Source organism: Enterococcus sp. DIV1328a, from assembly GCF_050536905.1.
In the GTDB taxonomy this organism is placed as follows: domain Bacteria; phylum Bacillota; class Bacilli; order Lactobacillales; family Enterococcaceae; genus Enterococcus; species Enterococcus faecalis.
In genome coordinates, this window is sequence record NZ_CP172912.1 from 1295296 (window position 1) to 1312832 (window position 17537).

The following is a 17537-nucleotide window of genomic DNA, read 5'->3' on the forward strand; positions in this document are numbered from 1 at the left end:
TATATTGTTTGTAAAATTGGAGGATGTAGGATTATGACTAAAGGTTATGTAAAATCAGTAACAGAGTTAATTGGTCAAAGCCCAGTTGTGAAATTAAAACGGATGGTACCAGAAGGAGCTGCAGATGTTTTTGTTAAACTAGAATTCTTTAATCCTGGTGGCAGTGTGAAAGATCGAATTGCTTTAAGCATGATCCAACAAGCCGAAGCAGATGGTCGCCTAAAACATGGACAAACGATTATTGAGCCGACTAGTGGTAATACAGGCATTGGGTTAGCAATGGTAGGTGCTGCGTTGGGATATCCAGTTAAGATTGTGATGCCAGATACTATGAGTATTGAACGCCGCAAATTAATGCAAGCATATGGGGCTGATCTATTATTAACCCCTGGTGCCGAAGGAATGAAAGGGGCAATTGCAAAAGCCACAGCATTAGCAGAAGAACACGGATACTTCATGCCTTTGCAATTTAATAATCCAGCTAATCCAATGGTACATGAACAAAAAACAGGAAAAGAAATTGTTGATGTCTTTGGTAAACGTGGCTTAGATGCGTTTGTTTCTGGTGTTGGCACTGGAGGAACCGTTACAGGAGTTGGCCATGAATTGAAACGGATTTTTCCAGACATTGAAATTGTTGCAGTAGAACCAACGGAGTCGCCTGTTTTAGAAGGTGGCGAACCAGGTCCACATAAAATCCAAGGAATAGGCGCTGGTTTTGTCCCAGAAGTTTTAGACACCACCGTTTATCAAAAAGTTGCCGCTGTTTCTAGTGAAGACGCATTAGAAACTGCTCGTTTAATGGGGCCAAAAGAAGGCATCCTTGTGGGGATTTCAGCAGGGGCAGCAATTAAAGCTGCCATTGATTTGGCAGTTGAATTAGGCGCAGGCAAACGTGTCTTAGCGCTGGTTCCAGATAACGGTGAACGTTATCTTTCGACAGCTCTTTACGAATTTCCAGAATAAAAAACACGCAAAAAAACGAGCATTTCTCTTAGTTTAGTAAAATGCTCGTTTTTTCCACGAGAATCCTACAATAATTCTTGTCAATCGTAATAAGAAATAGTATTATTTAAGAAAGATAGACAGGGGAGGGATACAAAGATGGACAACGTATTGGTTAAAAATGCACTCGCTGAATTAAAAGAAGCCAATATCCGAATTACTCCGCAACGTTATGCTATCTTGGAATATTTAATCGAAAATCATACACACCCAACAGCTGATGAAATTTATCGCGCACTAGAAGATCATTTTCCAAATATGAGTGTAGCAACGGTTTACAACAATCTACGTTTATTTACTGAAATCGGTTTCGTTCAAGAAATGAGTTATGGCGATGCATCTAGTCGTTTTGATTTTAGTTCGAAGAAACATTATCACGTGATTTGTCAAAAATGTGGTAAAATCGTTGATTTTCATTATCCAGGGTTAGAGGACGTTGAAATGGCCGCTAGTAAATTAACAGGCTTCGAAATTAATGAACATCGTTTAGAATTATATGGATTATGTCCAGATTGCCAACAAGCACAACAGGAGAATGTGTAAAAAATTACATACTGTTAAAAATTTATCAAAAGATAAGTCACTTGTCTAGGCAAATTTCACAAGCGTAAGAGTTTTCACTCTTATGCTTGTTTTTTTGTGTGGTTATTGACTTTTAAATTCTTAAAAACAAAAAATTAACTAGCTATTATTAAGAATTAGCAACAGTTTGTGAATTTTTTTATATGCGATTCACAAGCATAGAACTCGAATAAGCTTGATTCCTCTGATATATTTTAAACAGACAGAGGGAGACGTCACCTCTGCAAAACAAAGATTGTGAAAGAAGGGATTTACAACATGAAAGTCGTAGTCGTAGGATGTACCCATGCTGGAACTTCAGCAGTTAAAAGTATTTTAGCAAATCACCCGGAGGCGGAAGTCACTGTATATGAAAGAAATGACAATATTTCCTTCCTATCTTGCGGAATTGCCTTGTACGTTGGAGGCGTAGTTAAAAATGCTGCTGATTTATTTTATTCAAATCCAGAAGAACTGGCTTCTTTAGGAGCAACAGTGAAGATGGAACACAATGTTGAAGAAATCAACGTGGACGACAAAACTGTTACAGCGAAAAACTTACAAACGGGCGCAACTGAGACCGTTTCTTATGATAAATTAGTGATGACAACTGGTTCTTGGCCAATTATTCCACCAATTCCAGGAATTGATGCTGAAAATATTTTATTATGTAAAAACTATTCACAAGCCAACGTGATCATCGAAAAAGCGAAAGATGCCAAACGTGTCGTTGTCGTTGGTGGCGGTTATATTGGTATTGAATTAGTAGAAGCTTTTGTAGAATCAGGTAAACAAGTTACTTTAGTTGACGGGTTAGACCGCATTTTAAATAAATATTTAGATAAGCCATTCACAGATGTTCTAGAAAAAGAATTAGTTGATCGTGGCGTTAATTTAGCTTTAGGTGAAAATGTCCAACAATTCGTAGCAGATGAGCAAGGAAAAGTAGCAAAAGTCATTACACCAAGTCAAGAATTCGAAGCAGATATGGTGATTATGTGTGTTGGTTTCCGTCCAAATACAGAATTATTAAAAGATAAAGTTGACATGTTACCAAATGGTGCAATTGAAGTCAATGAGTATATGCAAACAAGCAATCCTGATATTTTTGCTGCGGGTGATAGTGCAGTTGTTCACTACAACCCAAGTCAAACAAAAAATTATATCCCATTAGCAACGAATGCTGTTCGTCAAGGTATGCTAGTAGGTCGTAATTTGACTGAACAAAAATTGGCTTATCGTGGCACACAGGGAACTTCTGGTTTATATTTATTCGGTTGGAAAATTGGTTCAACAGGTGTGACAAAAGAAAGTGCCAAATTAAACGGACTAGATGTCGAAGCAACTGTTTTCGAAGATAACTATCGTCCAGAGTTTATGCCAACAACTGAAAAAGTTCTGATGGAATTAGTCTATGAAAAAGGAACACAACGCATTGTTGGTGGTCAATTGATGTCTAAATATGATATCACACAATCTGCCAATACTTTATCGTTAGCGGTCCAAAATAAAATGACTGTCGAAGATTTAGCGATTTCTGATTTCTTCTTCCAACCACATTTTGATCGCCCTTGGAACTACTTAAACTTATTAGCCCAAGCCGCTTTAGAAAATATGTAATTAATAATAATAGAAAAAGGATGAAGAACAGAAGTTCTTCATCTTTTTTGTTAGTCACTAAGCGCTCCAGTTGTTTGGTTCATTAATGCCATTAATTGCTCTTTCGTTGTTCGTTTGATAGAAAGAGGGGGGAGATTATCTAAAGAAAAATAAGCACAATTCGAGGTTTCAATGTTTTTTTCAAAGGGATGATTTTCTAAAATCTCACAAGAAAAGATCATTTTATAGTACTGAAATAGTTGAGGAATGTCTTTTCGTTTATCTGTATCATAAACAGCAAGCAATTCTTTTGCTGTAACAACTAAGCCAGTTTCTTCCAATACTTCTTTTTCAATATTTTCTTTAGGGGAGCAGCCAATTTCGGCATAGCCACCAGGTAATGACCATTCTTTGGTCCGTAAATCTTCAACTAATAAAAAACGATTCTCTTTTTTTATCAAACCGCGAACATCTACTTTCGGTGTTGGATAACCTTCCTCTTTAGTTAAGATTTTTTCTAAGTCGGGCAAGACAGTCGCTTCGTGTCCGGTTGCGCTAATAAGTTGTAACGTAAGTTCCCGTAGTTCTTGGTAACGTTCTTGATCAAAAGCATCTTTCCCGTAAAAAAGACCTGCATCTGCCAATGCTAGCAACCGCTTGTAGGTGTTCAGATAATCCATATACGCACGCTCCTCATAGACTTAATACGTTTAGTTTAACAGAAAAAAACACAGGAAGGGCAGATTTAGCGAGAAAAGGCGTCGTTTTAAGGAAATAATAAAGAATAAATGACTAACTTACATTTTTAAACTACCTATGCTATTATTTAATAAAAAGGATTGGGTATACAATAATTTTGTTATGTAAACAAAGCAAAAAGATTGACGTTATTTGCTAGACAGGTTAATATCATACTATTCGTTTTTACGAATCATTGGGTTTTAAGCGCCTTGAGGTTTTTCCGACATTATGGGACGCTTGGAATCCTTGTTTAATTTTAATTAAACAGTTGATTTAATCTACAAAGGAGTTTTAGTATGTCAGTATTTATTAGAGAGTGTACCGTCGCAGACGTACCAGAATTAGAGGCCATTTGCCAAGAGACTTTTGCAGATACTTATGGAGATGGCGAAAACGAAGAGGATTTACAGGCACATTATGAGAGGAAATTTAGTCCAGCAGTTTTAGAAAGCGAAATCTTACATAAAGATTCGCAATATTTCTTTGCTTTTTATAATAATGAACTTGCAGGTTATGTGAAATTAAATCACGGTGATGCTCAGATTACCTATCAACATCCACAAGCGTTACAAGTTGAGCGCATTTATATTCGTAAATCTTTTAAGCGTTTAGGCTTAGGCAAACATTTGATTACGAAAGCAATTGAATTAGCGGAAGAAGCAGAAAAAGAGACGGTTTGGTTAGGTGTTTGGGAACATAATCATCCAGCGCAAAAATTTTATCAATCATTGGGCTTCGTAAAAACAGATGAACATGATTTTTATATGGGAAATGAACGCCATACCGATTATACAATGACGAAACAGTTAAAAGAGTCAACGTAAAGCAAAAACAAGGAAACGGACGCAATGAAGCCGACGATTCCTTGTTTTTTTTATCTTAAAATTGTGAAGGGGATTTTCCATAATATTTTTTGAATAATTTACTAAAATGATAGGCATCTTCGTAACCAACCGTTTTTGCTACTTCTTTGACACTTAAGGAATCATTTTTCAGCAATTCTTTCGCATGGTTTAAGCGGATTTGAATTAAATAATTGATTGGCCCAACGCCTGTGGCCGCTTTAAAGGTTTTCGACAAATAAGTCGGGGTCACATATAGCATTTCAGCTAACTGTTCCAAAGTAATTTCTTCGTCATGGTGCGTTTCCAGATAATAAATCGTATGATTGACTAAATTTCGTTTTCTTTTTTCCGTTTTCGATAGCCGAGTTTCAATTTTATTTTCTTGATCAACTGCTAAACTTCTTAAAATATAGACCAATAGTTCAATAACTAAAGCTTTAATTTGTAACGCTGATTCAACTTCTTGATGGTTTAATTCATGAACAATTTGCCAAGCTTTTTCTAAAAAAGCACCATGTAAATGACTTAAATCTAATAAAGCTGATTTATTTGGAAATACGTTTCGCGCTAAGCCTTCTAAATAGAGATTTGAAATGCCAATGTGTAGTTGATGTGAGTAAGTTCCTGCTTTTTGTTGCTCACCATGTTCCGTTCGCGGATTAAAAAGAAACACCGTACCGGCAGTGGCATGGTACTGTTGCCCTTGAACAATATATTCAGATTCACCTTCTAAAAGAATAGATATTTCCAGAAATTCATGATGATGACAATTATAAGGGTGGGTCTCTTCGTTCCAAGGATCAAAGGCATATAAAATTTCAGGATTAAACGTTCGACTATTTGTGTAGTTCATAAAAAATCACTCCTACTTGTATCCGCTTTCTATACTATATTGTACATCAAAATATACAAGAATGCCCATTTCTTTTCCTATAAAAAAACAGTAATCTTATACACGTCCATAAAAACAAGAGAGAGTAGGGGAGAAAATGAATAGTTTTGAATGGATTTGGCAATATGCTAAAAAAAATAAGAATAAGTTACTGCTAGCTGTTATTTTTGTCGTTATTAACGCTATTTTAATTGTTATTATTCCATTGTTATCTGGCAGAATTGTAGACCAAGTAATCAATCAGGGGAAGATTGAAGAGCTTGTCCCAATTCTTGGGATTATGATTGGGGTGACCGTTATTCGGACAGTTGTTCGTTATAGTTATCAAGTCTTGTTTGAATCGGTCGGACAATCTGCGTTATTTGACTTAAGAAAAGATATGTATATCAAACTTCAAGAATTAGATTTTGATTTCTTTAATCATACACGTGTTGGCGACATTATGGCGCGAATGACAGGGGATACAGACGCTATCCGCCATTTCGTTTCTTGGGTCACTTATAACCTTTTAGAATGTATTTTATGGTTCATCGCAGCCGTGATTGTGATGGGGACGATCAATTGGCAATTGATGCTGGCATTAATTTTAATTACGCCTTTGATTTTTCTGTTAACACAAAAAATGTCGAAGGAATCGCATCCGGTATTTTTTGAGATTCGGGAAAGTTTTTCTCGGTTAAATTCAATGGTCGAAGAAAATATTGGTGGAAATCGGGTGGTTAAAGCTTTTTCTCAAGAACCTTATGAAATTGAAAAGTTTAACAAGCACAATGAAGACTATAAAAAATGGAATATGGCTTCCGCAGATGTCTCTAAAAAATATTTACCGTGGTTAGACGGTTTTGCAGGTAGTTTAAATGTTATTGCCTTAGTTCTTGGTGGCCTCTTTGTAATTCAAGGTCGGATGACAATTGGTGATTTAGTGGCCTTTAACGGTTTTCTCTGGATGTTGAACATGCCGATGCGAATGAGTGGCTGGTTGATCAATGATGTGCAACGCTTTACGGCATCGTCCATTAAAATTCGTCAGTTATTAGCAACGAAACCGAAGATTCCCATTGCTCGGGAAAAAGAAGCAGAACCAATCCAAGGCTATGTGACGTTTGATCACGTGTCCTTTCATTTTTCAGATGATCCAGAAACCCCCATTTTATCGGATGTTTCATTTTCAGCAAAACCTGGTGAAACAATTGGTATTTTAGGGGAAACTGGTTCAGGCAAAACCACTTTAGTTAACTTAATCGCTCGGTTCTATGATCCAACCAAAGGCACTGTTTATATTGATGGAAAAGATGCTAAAAGCTATTCTGTTCGTAAATTGCGAGAAAATATCTCCATGGTTATGCAAGATGTCTTTCTTTTTTCCAATACGATAGAAGATAACATTGCTTTTGGTAACACATTGGCTAACTTGGAACAAGTGCAAATGATGGCTGAAATTGCTGATGCCCATAGCTTTATTTCCAGAATGCCTGAAGGTTATGCAACAATTGTTGGTGAACGCGGCGTTGGCCTATCTGGTGGCCAAAAACAGCGGATTTCACTGGCCCGTGCCTTAACCAAAGATCCAGCTATTTTAATTTTAGATGACACAACTTCCGCTGTTGATATGGAAACAGAATCAAAAATTCAAAAAGAACTAGGTCGTTTGACGGAAAAGAAAACGACATTTATTATTGCCCACCGAATTTCTTCTGTGAGAGAGGCCAATTTAATTTTGATGATGGAAAAAGGCCGTGTGGTGGAAAGCGGTACGCATAGCGAATTAGTCGAACAAAAAGGCAAATATTTTGACGTATATCAAAAACAATTAGGTCTGACAAAGGAAGGTGAGTCGCGTGGCTAGAAATACGTTTGATGTGGATGAGACTTTAGAAAAAGAATTTAATTGGTCTCATTATAAACGATTAGGCGCCTATATTAAGCCTTACAAAAAAGCTGTTTTTAAAACATTATTTGTCATCATATTAGCTAATCTGGCAAGTATGTTAGGCCCTTACTTTACTAAAATTGCGATTGACCAAGTAATTCCACAAAAGAATCTCTCGTTACTCTTGATACTAGGGGCTATTTTCCTATTTTCCTTGGTGATTATTGGTTGGTGTATGCGTTATCGAATATATGCCATCACAGAAATTGGACAAGATATTTTAAAAGATATGCGTTTTTCAATTTTTGAGCATCTACAAAAATTACCATTTTCTTACTTTGACAGTCGGCCGCATGGAAAAATCTTAATTCGGGTGGTCAATTACATCAATACGTTAAGTGATTTATTAAGTAACGGATTGATCAATTTAATTTCTGATTTATTTAATGTGATTATCACCTTAATTTTCATGTTATTTATTGATGTGAAATTAACCTTATACAGTTTACTGCTATTGCCTGTGTTGTTCGTGATGGTTCTGTTTATTCAAGGGAAACAACGGAAAGCTTACCAAGAGCTTAGCAATAAACAATCAAACTTAAATGCCTATATTCATGAAAGTATTTCAGGAATTAAAATTACACAATCTTTTGCACGAGAAGATGAAAATTTCCAAATTTTTAACGAGGTAAGCGAAGAATATCGTCAATCCTTTATGAAAGCTGTGCGTGTCCAGTATTTATTATGGCCAGCAGTGCAAAATATATCCGTCATTACGACTTGTTTTATCTATTTCGTAGGAATCCGTCAATTAGGTGTGTCCGTTACTACTGGGACGCTAATTGCTTTTATCGGTTATATCAATAACTTTTGGAATCCGGTCATCAATATTGGTAACTTCTACAATTCTCTGATTACTGCAACTGCTTATTTGGAAAGGATTTTTGAAACGATGGATGTTGTTCCAGAAATTCAAGATGCGCCGCATGCTATTGCGTTGCCGCCAATTAAAGGAACCGTCGACTTTCAGCATGTTTATTTCCGTTATGAAGAAGGAAAAAATATTTTGACCGATGTTAGTTTTCATATTGAGCCAGGACAAACAATCGCCTTGGTTGGGCCAACAGGTGCGGGTAAAACAACAATCATCAATTTGTTAAGTCGTTTTTATGATGTGAATGAAGGGGCCGTTAAAATTGATGGTTATGATGTTCGCGATGTGACACTCCGTTCGTTAAGGAAACAAATGGGGGTAATGCTTCAAGATACGTTTATTTTTTCAGGAACAATTATTGAAAACATTCGGTACGGAAATTTAGCAGCCACAGAGGAAGAAGTTATCCAAGCCGCAAAAATTGTTCGTGCGCACGACTTTATCAAGGATTTAAAAGATGGCTATGAAACAGTTGTGGAAGAGCGGGGTAGTACACTCTCGGCAGGACAACGCCAATTAATTTCATTTGCTCGTGCTTTACTGGCAGATCCCAAAATTTTAATTTTAGACGAAGCAACCTCCAGTATTGATACAAAAACAGAAGAATTGTTACAAGAAGGACTACAACAACTTCTGAAAGGACGGACATCGTTTATTATTGCTCATCGACTTTCTACCATCAAAAATAGCGATAAAATTTTCTATATTGATGGTGGTCGTATTGTGGAAGAAGGATCTCATGATCAACTAATGGCAAAACATGCGTTATATCATCATTTATATCAATCGCAATACGACTTATTAAAGAGCTAGATGATAAAACAGAGAAAATTCTTAGTTGAATCTTTCTCTGTTTTTCTGTATCGTAACCTTAACAAAGGAAAAAATGATGAGGTGCCAAATGAATCGGAATTTTGAAGTAGAATTAACAACATTATGTATGATTAGAAATCAGAAAAATGAAATCCTTGTGCAAGAACGACAAAAAAAGGATTGGCCTGGTTGGACGTTCCCTGGCGGACATGTTGAAAAAAACGAGGGCATGGAAACAGCCATGGTTCGCGAACTCCTTGAAGAAACAGGATTAGTGCTGAAACCACAATTAGTAGGTGTTGCAGAATGGCTGAATGATTGTTCGGGTGCGCGGGAATTAGCCACATTATTCATTGCAGAAACAGCGGATGAACTACCAGAAGAAACGGAACAACCCTTGTTTTGGGTCACTGAAAAAGAATTGCGAGAAGGTCCTTTAGCTGGCAGTTTAGCAGAACTTTTCCCAGTATTTTTTGGCGAAAAGCAATTTTATTTTAAAAATAATACAGCTTAATGATTCAAACCTAAAAGATTAAATCAATCCCACTTATTAAAAGAGAGGAAATCTAAAATTAAACATTGCTATTTATAAGCAATGTTTGCTATTCTTAATAAAAGGGAATTAATTTTTTATATAATGAGGGGGAAAAAGTGTGTTAAAAAGAAAAGTGGGGATTATTGCAGGCGTTTTCTGTTCAGCTTTGTTATTGACAGGCTGTGGCAAAAGCGCGAAAGATGAGTTCATTCAAGGGATTGGCAATCAAAACGCACAAGAATCTGGGGTTTGGGATTTCTCTATGTCAATTAGTGACATGAAATTTTCACAAGAAGATGGTGCACAAACGAATCCTATGATCGGGATGCTCATCACGCAAATCAAAGACGCATCGCTTTCTGGGAAGATTCAAGTAGATGCCAAAAAAGAAAAAGCATTCAACTTAGAGATGAAATTAAAAGCGATGGGCATGGATGTACCGATTTCATTGGTTGGATCATTAGATAACGAGGGCAAAGAGCCAAAACTCTATTTAGCAACAGATATGATGGAATATATTGTCGCTGTCGCAGACTCAATGACTGACGGTGCTATTGATAGTTCTCAGTTAGATACAGAAAAACTAAAAGGAAAATACATTGATCTTTTAGCCATGAACGAGGAAAGTACGAAAGAATGGCAAGATACAATCAAAGAGTATCAAGAATCGGAAAAAGAACGAAAACAGTCTGCTAAGGAATACAAAGAGTTTTTAGAAGGATTAGACAAGGATACGTTCGAGAAAAAAGGGGATACCATTACCCATACGTTTACAAAAAAAGAATTACAAAAGTTAATCAAAATTACGACAGAAACATCTGAAAAAGGTAAAGAACAAGATCCTTTCGAAAAAATCAAAGATGTTTCTGCCAAAGTTTCTGTTAATACAAAAGAAAATAAAACAAATATGTTGATTAATGTGAAACCGCAGCAAGACAAGAACGTTGACATGGGACTTGAATCATTATCTAGTAAAATTAGCATTACACAAAAAGCCAAAAAAGCGACGATTTCAATGCCTAAGAAAGAAAATATTTTATCAGAACAAGAAGTTGAAAAAATTTTTTCCGATAGCACCTCTATGACAGGTCTATCGACTGAAGACACGACTGTTGCGATCAATCAATAACGCTGAATGACCAATAAAAACGACCGCTCAAAAAAAGTAACGAAAGACCTAGCATGATTGGGATGCTAGGTCTTTTTTGAATAAAAAAACAGCATTTTAGTTTTCTTTGAATTATTGGTTGTTATTTTAGATGGTGTAAACAGTTTAAAATTAATACATTTGTTTTTGATTTAAATTCTACTGCTATTTTTAATCATTCTATTAAATAACAAATGTTTTTGAGTGTTTTTAAGCATTATTTTTGTTATGCAGAGTGGTTTTTTTATACAATGAGTATAATTTTAGATGAAGGAGTGTTTTAGGTGAAAAATCAACATTTAACTACGTCACAAGGAAGTCCAGTTGGCGATAATCAAAATTCGCTAACTGCAGGAGAATTTGGACCTGTCCTAATCCAAGACGTTCATTTATTAGAAAAATTAGCTCATTTCAATCGTGAGCGCGTACCAGAACGGGTTGTTCATGCCAAAGGTGCTGGTGCTCATGGGATTTTCAAGGTGAGCCAATCAATGGCACAATATACTAAAGCCGATTTTTTATCTGAAGTTGGCAAAGAAACACCTTTATTCGCTCGTTTTTCAACTGTAGCTGGAGAATTAGGTTCATCAGATACATTGCGTGATCCTCGCGGTTTTGCGCTTAAATTCTATACAGACGAAGGAAATTACGACTTAGTTGGCAATAATACGCCCATTTTTTTCATTCGTGATGCAATTAAATTTCCAGATTTTATTCATAGCCAAAAAAGAAATCCACGGACGCATTTGAAAAGTCCAGAAGCTGTTTGGGATTTTTGGTCTCATTCACCTGAAAGCCTTCATCAAGTAACAATTTTAATGAGTGATCGTGGCATTCCGTTGTCGTTCCGTCATATGCATGGTTTTGGTAGCCATACATTCAAATGGGTCAATGCTGCTGGAGAAGTATTTTTTGTTAAATATCACTTCAAGACGAATCAAGGAATCAAAAATCTAGAGAGTCAATTAGCAGAAGAAATTGCTGGGAAAAATCCAGATTTCCATATTGAAGATTTGCATAATGCAATTGAAAATCAAGAATTTCCTTCTTGGACATTATCTGTACAAATTATCCCGTATGCAGATGCGTTAACAATGAAAGAAACTCTTTTTGATGTAACAAAAACGGTTTCTCAAAAAGAGTATCCGCTGATTGAAGTTGGCACGATGACTTTAAATAGAAATCCAGAGAATTATTTTGCAGAGGTTGAACAAGTAACCTTTTCACCAGGAAATTTCGTTCCTGGTATTGAAGCTTCTCCGGATAAATTATTGCAAGGACGTTTGTTCGCTTATGGGGACGCACATCGTCATCGCGTGGGCGCTAATAGTCACCAATTGCCGATCAACCAAGCAAAAGCGCCTGTAAATAACTACCAAAAAGACGGCAATATGCGTTTTAACAATGGCAATAGCGAAATTAATTACGAACCAAATAGTTATACTGAAACACCAAAAGAAGATCCTAAGGCGAAAATTAGTTCCTTTGAAGTTGAAGGAAATGTTGGTAATTATAGCTATAATCAAGATCACTTTACACAAGCAAACGCTTTGTATAATTTGCTGCCAAGCGAAGAAAAAGAAAACTTAATTAACAATATAGCGGCATCTTTAGGTCAAGTGAAAAATCAAGAAATCATCGCGCGTCAAATTGATTTGTTCACTAGAGTAAATCCAGAATATGGAGCACGTGTCGCACAAGCCATCAAGCAACAAGCATAATTTATATAACGTACGTGACAAAACCAGTCTAGATAAACTAAAGACTGGTTTTGTTTGCTTTTCAATGCTTTTTACTCTACTTTGTATAATGTATATTATGTAAACTAGAATAAAATAAAAAACTTTAGCCGATAAATTGCACCTCTCTTTCGACTAATTAATTTACCCAACTAACCTTACAAGTTGTTTGCTAAGCTAGTTGGGTTTACTGTTTATTTAAACCTTGGATTGTTCATTTCTTGATGAATTTCTTTGCTCGCTTCATATAGAAACAATGTTTGTTTTTTACTTGATGCATAATCGACAATGGGTTTTGGATAATTTTCTCCTAAATGTACATGATATTGCGTTTGTAAAGCTTCGTTCATTAGATTTGGTTGATGAATATACTTTTGTGGCACTTGCTTAAGTTCTGGAACATATTTTTTGATGAACTGGCCGTCATTATCAAATTTTTTTGACTGGATAATTGGATTAAAAATCCGAAAATACGGGACAGCGTCCGTTCCTGTCGAAGCAGCCCATTGCCAGCCACCGATATTATTGGCGGCATCATAATCAATCAACATTTTTTGAAAGTATTTTTCACCCCAACGCCAATCGATGTGTAAATTTTTAACTAAAAAAGAGGCAGTAATCATTCTTAAGCGGTTGTGCATCCAACCAGTTTGATTCAGTTGTCGCATGGCGGCATCAATTATAGGGTACCCCGTCTCCCCTTTTTGCCACTTGACAAACATTTCTGGGTCATTTGCCCATTGAATATAACGAAATTTTTCTTGAATAGCTTCCTCTTTTTGTTGTGGAAACGTACTATAGATCATATTGTAAAAGTCGCGCCAAGCTAATTCTTTTTTGAAGGTTTCTTTACTTAAGCTAGAAGGCGCAGATGCAAGCTCTTGCCAAATGGAGCGAATCGAAAGTTCTCCCGTTCTTAAAAAAGTAGACAGATGACTCGTTTGATCCTGATAAGGAAAATCACGCTTATTTTCATAGGATTGAAGTTTTTGATCAATAAAAGTATTTAAGCACCTTCTGGCTGTTTTTTCGCCGACACTATAGTGTTTTAAAGGAATCCTTGCAATCTGTTCACGATAAGCTGCTTCCTCTTCTGGAAAAAGACACGCACTAAAAATTTTTTCAGCTGTATAGGAAACAGGAATCGGTGTTTCTTTAGGCGCCTCTTTCCATTTATTGTAATAGGGCGTAAACACTTGGTACTTGCTGCCATCGTTCTTCTTAATTTCTTCAGAGCCATGCAAATAGGCATCTTGAAAAGAGAAAGACTGAATATTATTTTCTTCAAAAAAGCGCATAGCTTGCTGGTCCCGCTTTGCCCCAAAGCCACAAGTATCTTCATTAAAATAAATGGCCTGCCAATCGGGTAATTTGCGTTTCAAACGTGAAAATAAATCTAACGGTTCGCCGACCATGATTTGTAAATGTGCCTCTTGATCGATTCGTTCTTTAAACGAGGCTAAACTTGCAAAAAAAGCGTTATGATTAGCACTTTCTTGAATAAATTGTTGAGGATTCATTTGGAATAATAAAATCAATTCATCAGCTGCAGAATTTTGTAACGCGTGTGCTAATGCTTTATTATCCTGTAATCGTAAATCACGTCTAAACCACATTACTGTTTTCATTTTTAAATCCTCCTAAATACTTCGTCTTGCTTATCGTAACCGTGACTGCTGATTTTTAAAAGCAACTTGCCTAGACTTTTCAAAAAGCCGATAAAAACTGGGTTTTCAGCTTTTATCGGCTTTTTGATTAAATTAATAGGAAATATTAAAAGCTTTCATATCTTTCTCAATATATTGTAGGACTTCTGTATTGCCAAAAAATTGTGTAAAATAATAGGCTTGACGATAGTCATCGGCTGTGTCTTCCCCGAGCATTTGTTTGTTAAAGGCTTTTTCATATAAAAGATAATCTAGCAAATAAATGGAGTGTTTGTCACGACAAATCTGAATCCCTTTTTCGCTTAAAATGACACTTTTTTGGTAATCTTTTATTTCCGAGTAGAATTTAGCAGAATTATAATAAATTCTACAGCGCTCCAAGGAACATTCTAATTTAAATTGTTCCAATTCTTGTAATGATTTTTCGTAATACACTTGCGCTTTTCTCATATCTTTTTCCAGTTCATATAGCGTACCTAGCGCATTCAGGCTTAAAATGTTGTAAATATTGACTTTACGGTCAATTTCCGCGCCCCGGTATAGGTAAAACAAGGCCTCTGCTTTATCTTTTTTTCCTAATAAACAAGTAATTCCCTTATAATATAACAATTTAGTCGTTAGTTCATTATTAGATAAGATAAGACCTTCAGGCACTTCTTGTAATAAATTGTAGGCCTCTAAGTGAAATAACCGTAAAGATAAATCCTCGACTTTGTTTAGTAGATTTTCAATTTTCTTTTCTTCAGAAATCATCATACATTCTTCTACTTCTAAATCTAATCGGAGGCAAATAGATGAGAAAATATCTAAACTGTCACATAGATTACGGTTTTCAATATTACTAATTGTTGCTTGCGTACAGATGCCGTTAGCCAGCTCTGATTGTGTGATTTTTTTAAGTTTTCTCGCTTGTTTTATTTTGTCTCCTGCTACCTTCACGAACAGACCTCCACTTGTATTATTATGTAAATTCATTAAAAAATGTTATACTTTGATTATCAATTAAAGGAGGTACATGCTATGTTTGATTTACTTGCATTATTGACTGGAACATCAACTTATGGCAACGTTCCCCATGTTTAATTAGTCAATGCGTGTCAAGTATGGTCTTCCATACTTGGCATGTTTCCTTTAAAACTGACTCAATCATACTACAAACGGATAGACAAATACAACCGAAAATCATTGGTTTTTTATTAAGAAAAAGAACAGCAAGAAGTGATAACTACTTCTTGCTGTTCTTTTGTTAGTTAGGTGTATTTAGATTTAAAATGATTTGTTCCGGCGTAATTTCATTATGATCTGACATCATTGGCTCTACGCTTAAATAACTTGAAGTGTTTGTAATGATAACCATGACAGTTGAGTCAAGCCCAGCTTCTTTAATGGCTTTTCGATCGAACGTTCCTAAAAGATCTCCTTTTTTAACGCGGTGACCTTGGGTTACTTGTGTCTGAAAGACCTCCTGCCCCAATGTGACGGTATCAATTCCTATATGAATTAATACTTCAGCTCCTGCGTCCGTTTGGATACCATAAGCGTGCCCAGTTTCTGCAACCAAGTTTAATAAACCATCTGCAGGCGCGTAAACCTTGTTCGCTGTTGGCATGATTGCTAAACCTTTGCCCATCATCTCGCTTGAAAATACCGGGTCATTAACAGCAGTAAGATTCATGGCGTAACCAGTTACCGGAGAAAAAAGTTGTTCATCTAAGGTATTGTGTTGCATTTCAAAGACTTCGCGTTCTTCCTCTTCGATTACTTTATCTGAAATCAAAACTTCTTGCGGAATTGCAAATAGACTGGTTAATGCATAACATACACCGACAGATAAAAGTGCGACTAATAAATAGATCACTAATTGATGTGCACTATAGATATACATTAAGAAAGAAGGAATAACGGCTAATCCATAAGAATTTGATTGAATATGAAAAATAGCTAAAATTGCTCCGCCTAAACCTGATGTAAACAAGACACATAGCAGCGGTTTTAAGTTCCAACGAATAAGTAATCCAAATAACACAGGCTCACTAACTCCAAATAATTGAGACAACATAGAACCAATGGCTGTCGACTTCACTTTGCTATCTTGCGCTTTTTTCGCAAAGGCTAAACAACTGCCAACGTTAGCAAACCCATACATGGCACATATTGTAATCAATGCATTAAATCCTGTATTTGCTAATAATGATGTTTCTACCATAGTTAGTGTATGATGAATACCAATCAAAACCATTAAAGGATATGAGGCACCAATCACGAAACCACCTAATCCTAAGGGCAACCCAATCAACCATTGGACAACATCTACCATGCCTAACTCAACGGTATGCAAAATTGGGCCAATTCCGAGAATCATGATTAAAAAAGTAATTAACATAGTCATAAAAGGTGTAAAAATTTGATCGAGAATATTCGGCATCTTTTTTCGGAAAAAAAGTTCAATCTTTGCGCCAATTATACCAGCAGCAATTGCACTTAAAACGGAACCTTGTGCACCGACAACTGGGATAAAACCAAAAGCCATAATAGCTTTCACGCCAGAATCTGGTGTTGCAACTGCATAAGCGTTTGGTAAAATGGGTGATACCATCATTAAACCAATAACAATCCCGATTACAGGCGTCGCATTAAATGCTTTAAAGGTAGACCAAACAATCAAAGCTGGCAAAAAAGCAAAGACGGTATCTGTAATGACAGAGACAATTTGTTGAAAGCTTTCAGGAATATTGGCTACACTTGCTCCGAATAATTGTAAAAAAGTGTCGTTAAAAATAACACCTTTTAACCCTAGGAACAATCCTGTTGCTGCAATTACTGGAACAATTGGAATGAATATTTCACTTAAAATGCGCATTGTTTTGCGCATGCCCGTTTCATTATTTTTTAAAATTGCTGTTTGCTCTGCTTTTGACACAACATTGATTCCAAGTTTTTCTATTTCATCATACACTTTAGTCACAATACCAGTTCCTAAAATCACTTGGTATTGACCACCATTATAAAAAACACCCTTGACTAAATCGATTTTTTCTAGTTGTTTACCATCTACTTGTTCGTGGTCCTTCAAAATAAAACGTAACCGCGTTTGACAATGGGTGACCGATATAATGTTATCCATACCGATTAATTGAATAATGTCTTTGGCTGCCTGCTGATAATTTTCTGCCATGTTATACTCCTCCT

At 36.0% G+C, this 17537-nt stretch carries 14 protein-coding genes and 1 pseudogene; 10 read left to right on the top strand and 5 right to left on the bottom strand.

Annotation, left to right across the window (positions count from 1 at the left end; translation table 11 throughout):
- Window positions 1-33 precede the first annotated feature (33 nt).
- From cysK to IGL93_RS06275, 3 genes are all read left to right on the top strand, one after another.
- Window positions 34-966, top strand: a complete 933-nt coding sequence (gene cysK, locus IGL93_RS06265) for a cysteine synthase A (RefSeq protein ID WP_010775844.1) — start codon at window positions 34-36, stop codon at window positions 964-966.
- 138 nt (window positions 967-1104) lie between these two features.
- On the top strand, window positions 1105-1548 hold the full coding sequence (locus tag IGL93_RS06270; RefSeq protein WP_002357560.1) for a Fur family transcriptional regulator: 444 nt from the start codon (window positions 1105-1107) through the stop codon (window positions 1546-1548).
- A 297-nt stretch (window positions 1549-1845) separates the two neighbouring features.
- On the top strand, window positions 1846-3186 hold the full coding sequence (locus tag IGL93_RS06275) for an NADH oxidase (protein WP_002361833.1): 1341 nt from the start codon (window positions 1846-1848) through the stop codon (window positions 3184-3186).
- Between the two features lie 50 nt (window positions 3187-3236).
- Here IGL93_RS06275 and IGL93_RS06280 read toward each other — a convergent pair whose 3' ends face one another.
- Window positions 3237-3845, bottom strand: a complete 609-nt coding sequence (locus IGL93_RS06280; protein ID WP_002360295.1) for an NUDIX hydrolase N-terminal domain-containing protein — start codon at window positions 3843-3845, stop codon at window positions 3237-3239.
- Window positions 3846-4078: 233 nt separating this feature from the next.
- Here IGL93_RS06280 and IGL93_RS06285 point away from each other — a divergent pair.
- Both IGL93_RS06285 and IGL93_RS06290 read left to right on the top strand, forming a co-directional pair.
- Window positions 4079-4183: pseudogene (locus IGL93_RS06285) on the top strand (GNAT family N-acetyltransferase); the annotation flags it as partial.
- A 19-nt stretch (window positions 4184-4202) separates the two neighbouring features.
- A complete protein-coding gene (locus IGL93_RS06290) occupies window positions 4203-4730 on the top strand; it encodes a GNAT family N-acetyltransferase (protein ID WP_002357555.1) in 528 nt (175 codons plus the stop codon).
- A 55-nt stretch (window positions 4731-4785) separates the two neighbouring features.
- Here IGL93_RS06290 and IGL93_RS06295 read toward each other — a convergent pair whose 3' ends face one another.
- Window positions 4786-5604 carry a helix-turn-helix transcriptional regulator gene (locus tag IGL93_RS06295; protein WP_002357554.1) on the bottom strand — a complete coding sequence of 273 codons (819 nt, stop codon included), beginning with the start codon at window positions 5602-5604 and terminating at the stop codon, window positions 4786-4788.
- A 136-nt stretch (window positions 5605-5740) separates the two neighbouring features.
- Here IGL93_RS06295 and IGL93_RS06300 point away from each other — a divergent pair, with 136 nt between their 5' ends.
- The 5 genes from IGL93_RS06300 (at window position 5741) to IGL93_RS06320 (ending at window position 12663) form a co-directional block, all read left to right on the top strand.
- Window positions 5741-7489, top strand: coding sequence for an ABC transporter ATP-binding protein (locus IGL93_RS06300; protein ID WP_002371139.1), 1749 nt, complete (start codon window positions 5741-5743; stop codon window positions 7487-7489).
- Window positions 7482-9260, top strand: a complete 1779-nt coding sequence (locus IGL93_RS06305; protein ID WP_002378276.1) for an ABC transporter ATP-binding protein — start codon at window positions 7482-7484, stop codon at window positions 9258-9260. Before IGL93_RS06300 ends, IGL93_RS06305 begins: the two co-directional genes overlap by 8 nt.
- A gap of 88 nt (window positions 9261-9348) precedes the next feature.
- On the top strand, window positions 9349-9774 hold the full coding sequence (locus tag IGL93_RS06310) for an 8-oxo-dGTP diphosphatase (protein WP_002385906.1): 426 nt from the start codon (window positions 9349-9351) through the stop codon (window positions 9772-9774).
- A gap of 139 nt (window positions 9775-9913) precedes the next feature.
- Window positions 9914-10924 (top strand): lipoprotein, encoded by a 1011-nt coding sequence (locus IGL93_RS06315; RefSeq protein ID WP_010775845.1) that lies wholly within the window; start codon window positions 9914-9916, stop codon window positions 10922-10924.
- A 302-nt stretch (window positions 10925-11226) separates the two neighbouring features.
- On the top strand, window positions 11227-12663 hold the full coding sequence (locus IGL93_RS06320) for a catalase (protein WP_002408489.1): 1437 nt from the start codon (window positions 11227-11229) through the stop codon (window positions 12661-12663).
- A 212-nt stretch (window positions 12664-12875) separates the two neighbouring features.
- On the opposite strand, the gene IGL93_RS06325 is transcribed toward IGL93_RS06320, so the two are convergent.
- The 3 genes from IGL93_RS06325 to IGL93_RS06335 all read right to left on the bottom strand — a co-directional run bounded on the left by IGL93_RS06325 (window position 12876) and on the right by IGL93_RS06335 (window position 17523).
- Entirely contained in the window at window positions 12876-14309 is a 1434-nt protein-coding gene (locus tag IGL93_RS06325) for a cryptochrome/photolyase family protein (protein ID WP_010775846.1), read from the bottom strand.
- Window positions 14310-14441: 132 nt separating this feature from the next.
- On the bottom strand, window positions 14442-15323 hold the full coding sequence (locus IGL93_RS06330) for a helix-turn-helix domain-containing protein (RefSeq protein ID WP_002394463.1): 882 nt from the start codon (window positions 15321-15323) through the stop codon (window positions 14442-14444).
- A 271-nt stretch (window positions 15324-15594) separates the two neighbouring features.
- The gene (locus IGL93_RS06335) at window positions 15595-17523 is read right to left on the bottom strand and encodes a sucrose-specific PTS transporter subunit IIBC (RefSeq protein WP_002360285.1); all 1929 of its coding nucleotides are present in this window, start codon (window positions 17521-17523) and stop codon (window positions 15595-15597) included.
- Window positions 17524-17537: the final 14 nt, after the last annotated feature.

Bases quoted from the DNA above. Each gene is read 5' to 3' on its own strand.
- cysK (WP_010775844.1), top strand. From the start codon at position 34: ATGACTAAAGGTTATGTAAAATCAGTAACAGAGTTAATTGGTCAAAGC.
- IGL93_RS06270 (WP_002357560.1), top strand. From the start codon at position 1,105: ATGGACAACGTATTGGTTAAAAATGCACTCGCTGAATTAAAAGAAGCC.
- IGL93_RS06275 (WP_002361833.1), top strand. From the start codon at position 1,846: ATGAAAGTCGTAGTCGTAGGATGTACCCATGCTGGAACTTCAGCAGTT.
- IGL93_RS06280 (WP_002360295.1), bottom strand. From the start codon at position 3,845: ATGGATTATCTGAACACCTACAAGCGGTTGCTAGCATTGGCAGATGCA.
- IGL93_RS06290 (WP_002357555.1), top strand. From the start codon at position 4,203: ATGTCAGTATTTATTAGAGAGTGTACCGTCGCAGACGTACCAGAATTA.
- IGL93_RS06295 (WP_002357554.1), bottom strand. From the start codon at position 5,604: ATGAACTACACAAATAGTCGAACGTTTAATCCTGAAATTTTATATGCC.
- IGL93_RS06300 (WP_002371139.1), top strand. From the start codon at position 5,741: ATGAATAGTTTTGAATGGATTTGGCAATATGCTAAAAAAAATAAGAAT.
- IGL93_RS06310 (WP_002385906.1), top strand. From the start codon at position 9,349: ATGAATCGGAATTTTGAAGTAGAATTAACAACATTATGTATGATTAGA.
- IGL93_RS06325 (WP_010775846.1), bottom strand. From the start codon at position 14,309: ATGAAAACAGTAATGTGGTTTAGACGTGATTTACGATTACAGGATAAT.
- IGL93_RS06330 (WP_002394463.1), bottom strand. From the start codon at position 15,323: ATGAATTTACATAATAATACAAGTGGAGGTCTGTTCGTGAAGGTAGCA.
- IGL93_RS06335 (WP_002360285.1), bottom strand. From the start codon at position 17,523: ATGGCAGAAAATTATCAGCAGGCAGCCAAAGACATTATTCAATTAATC.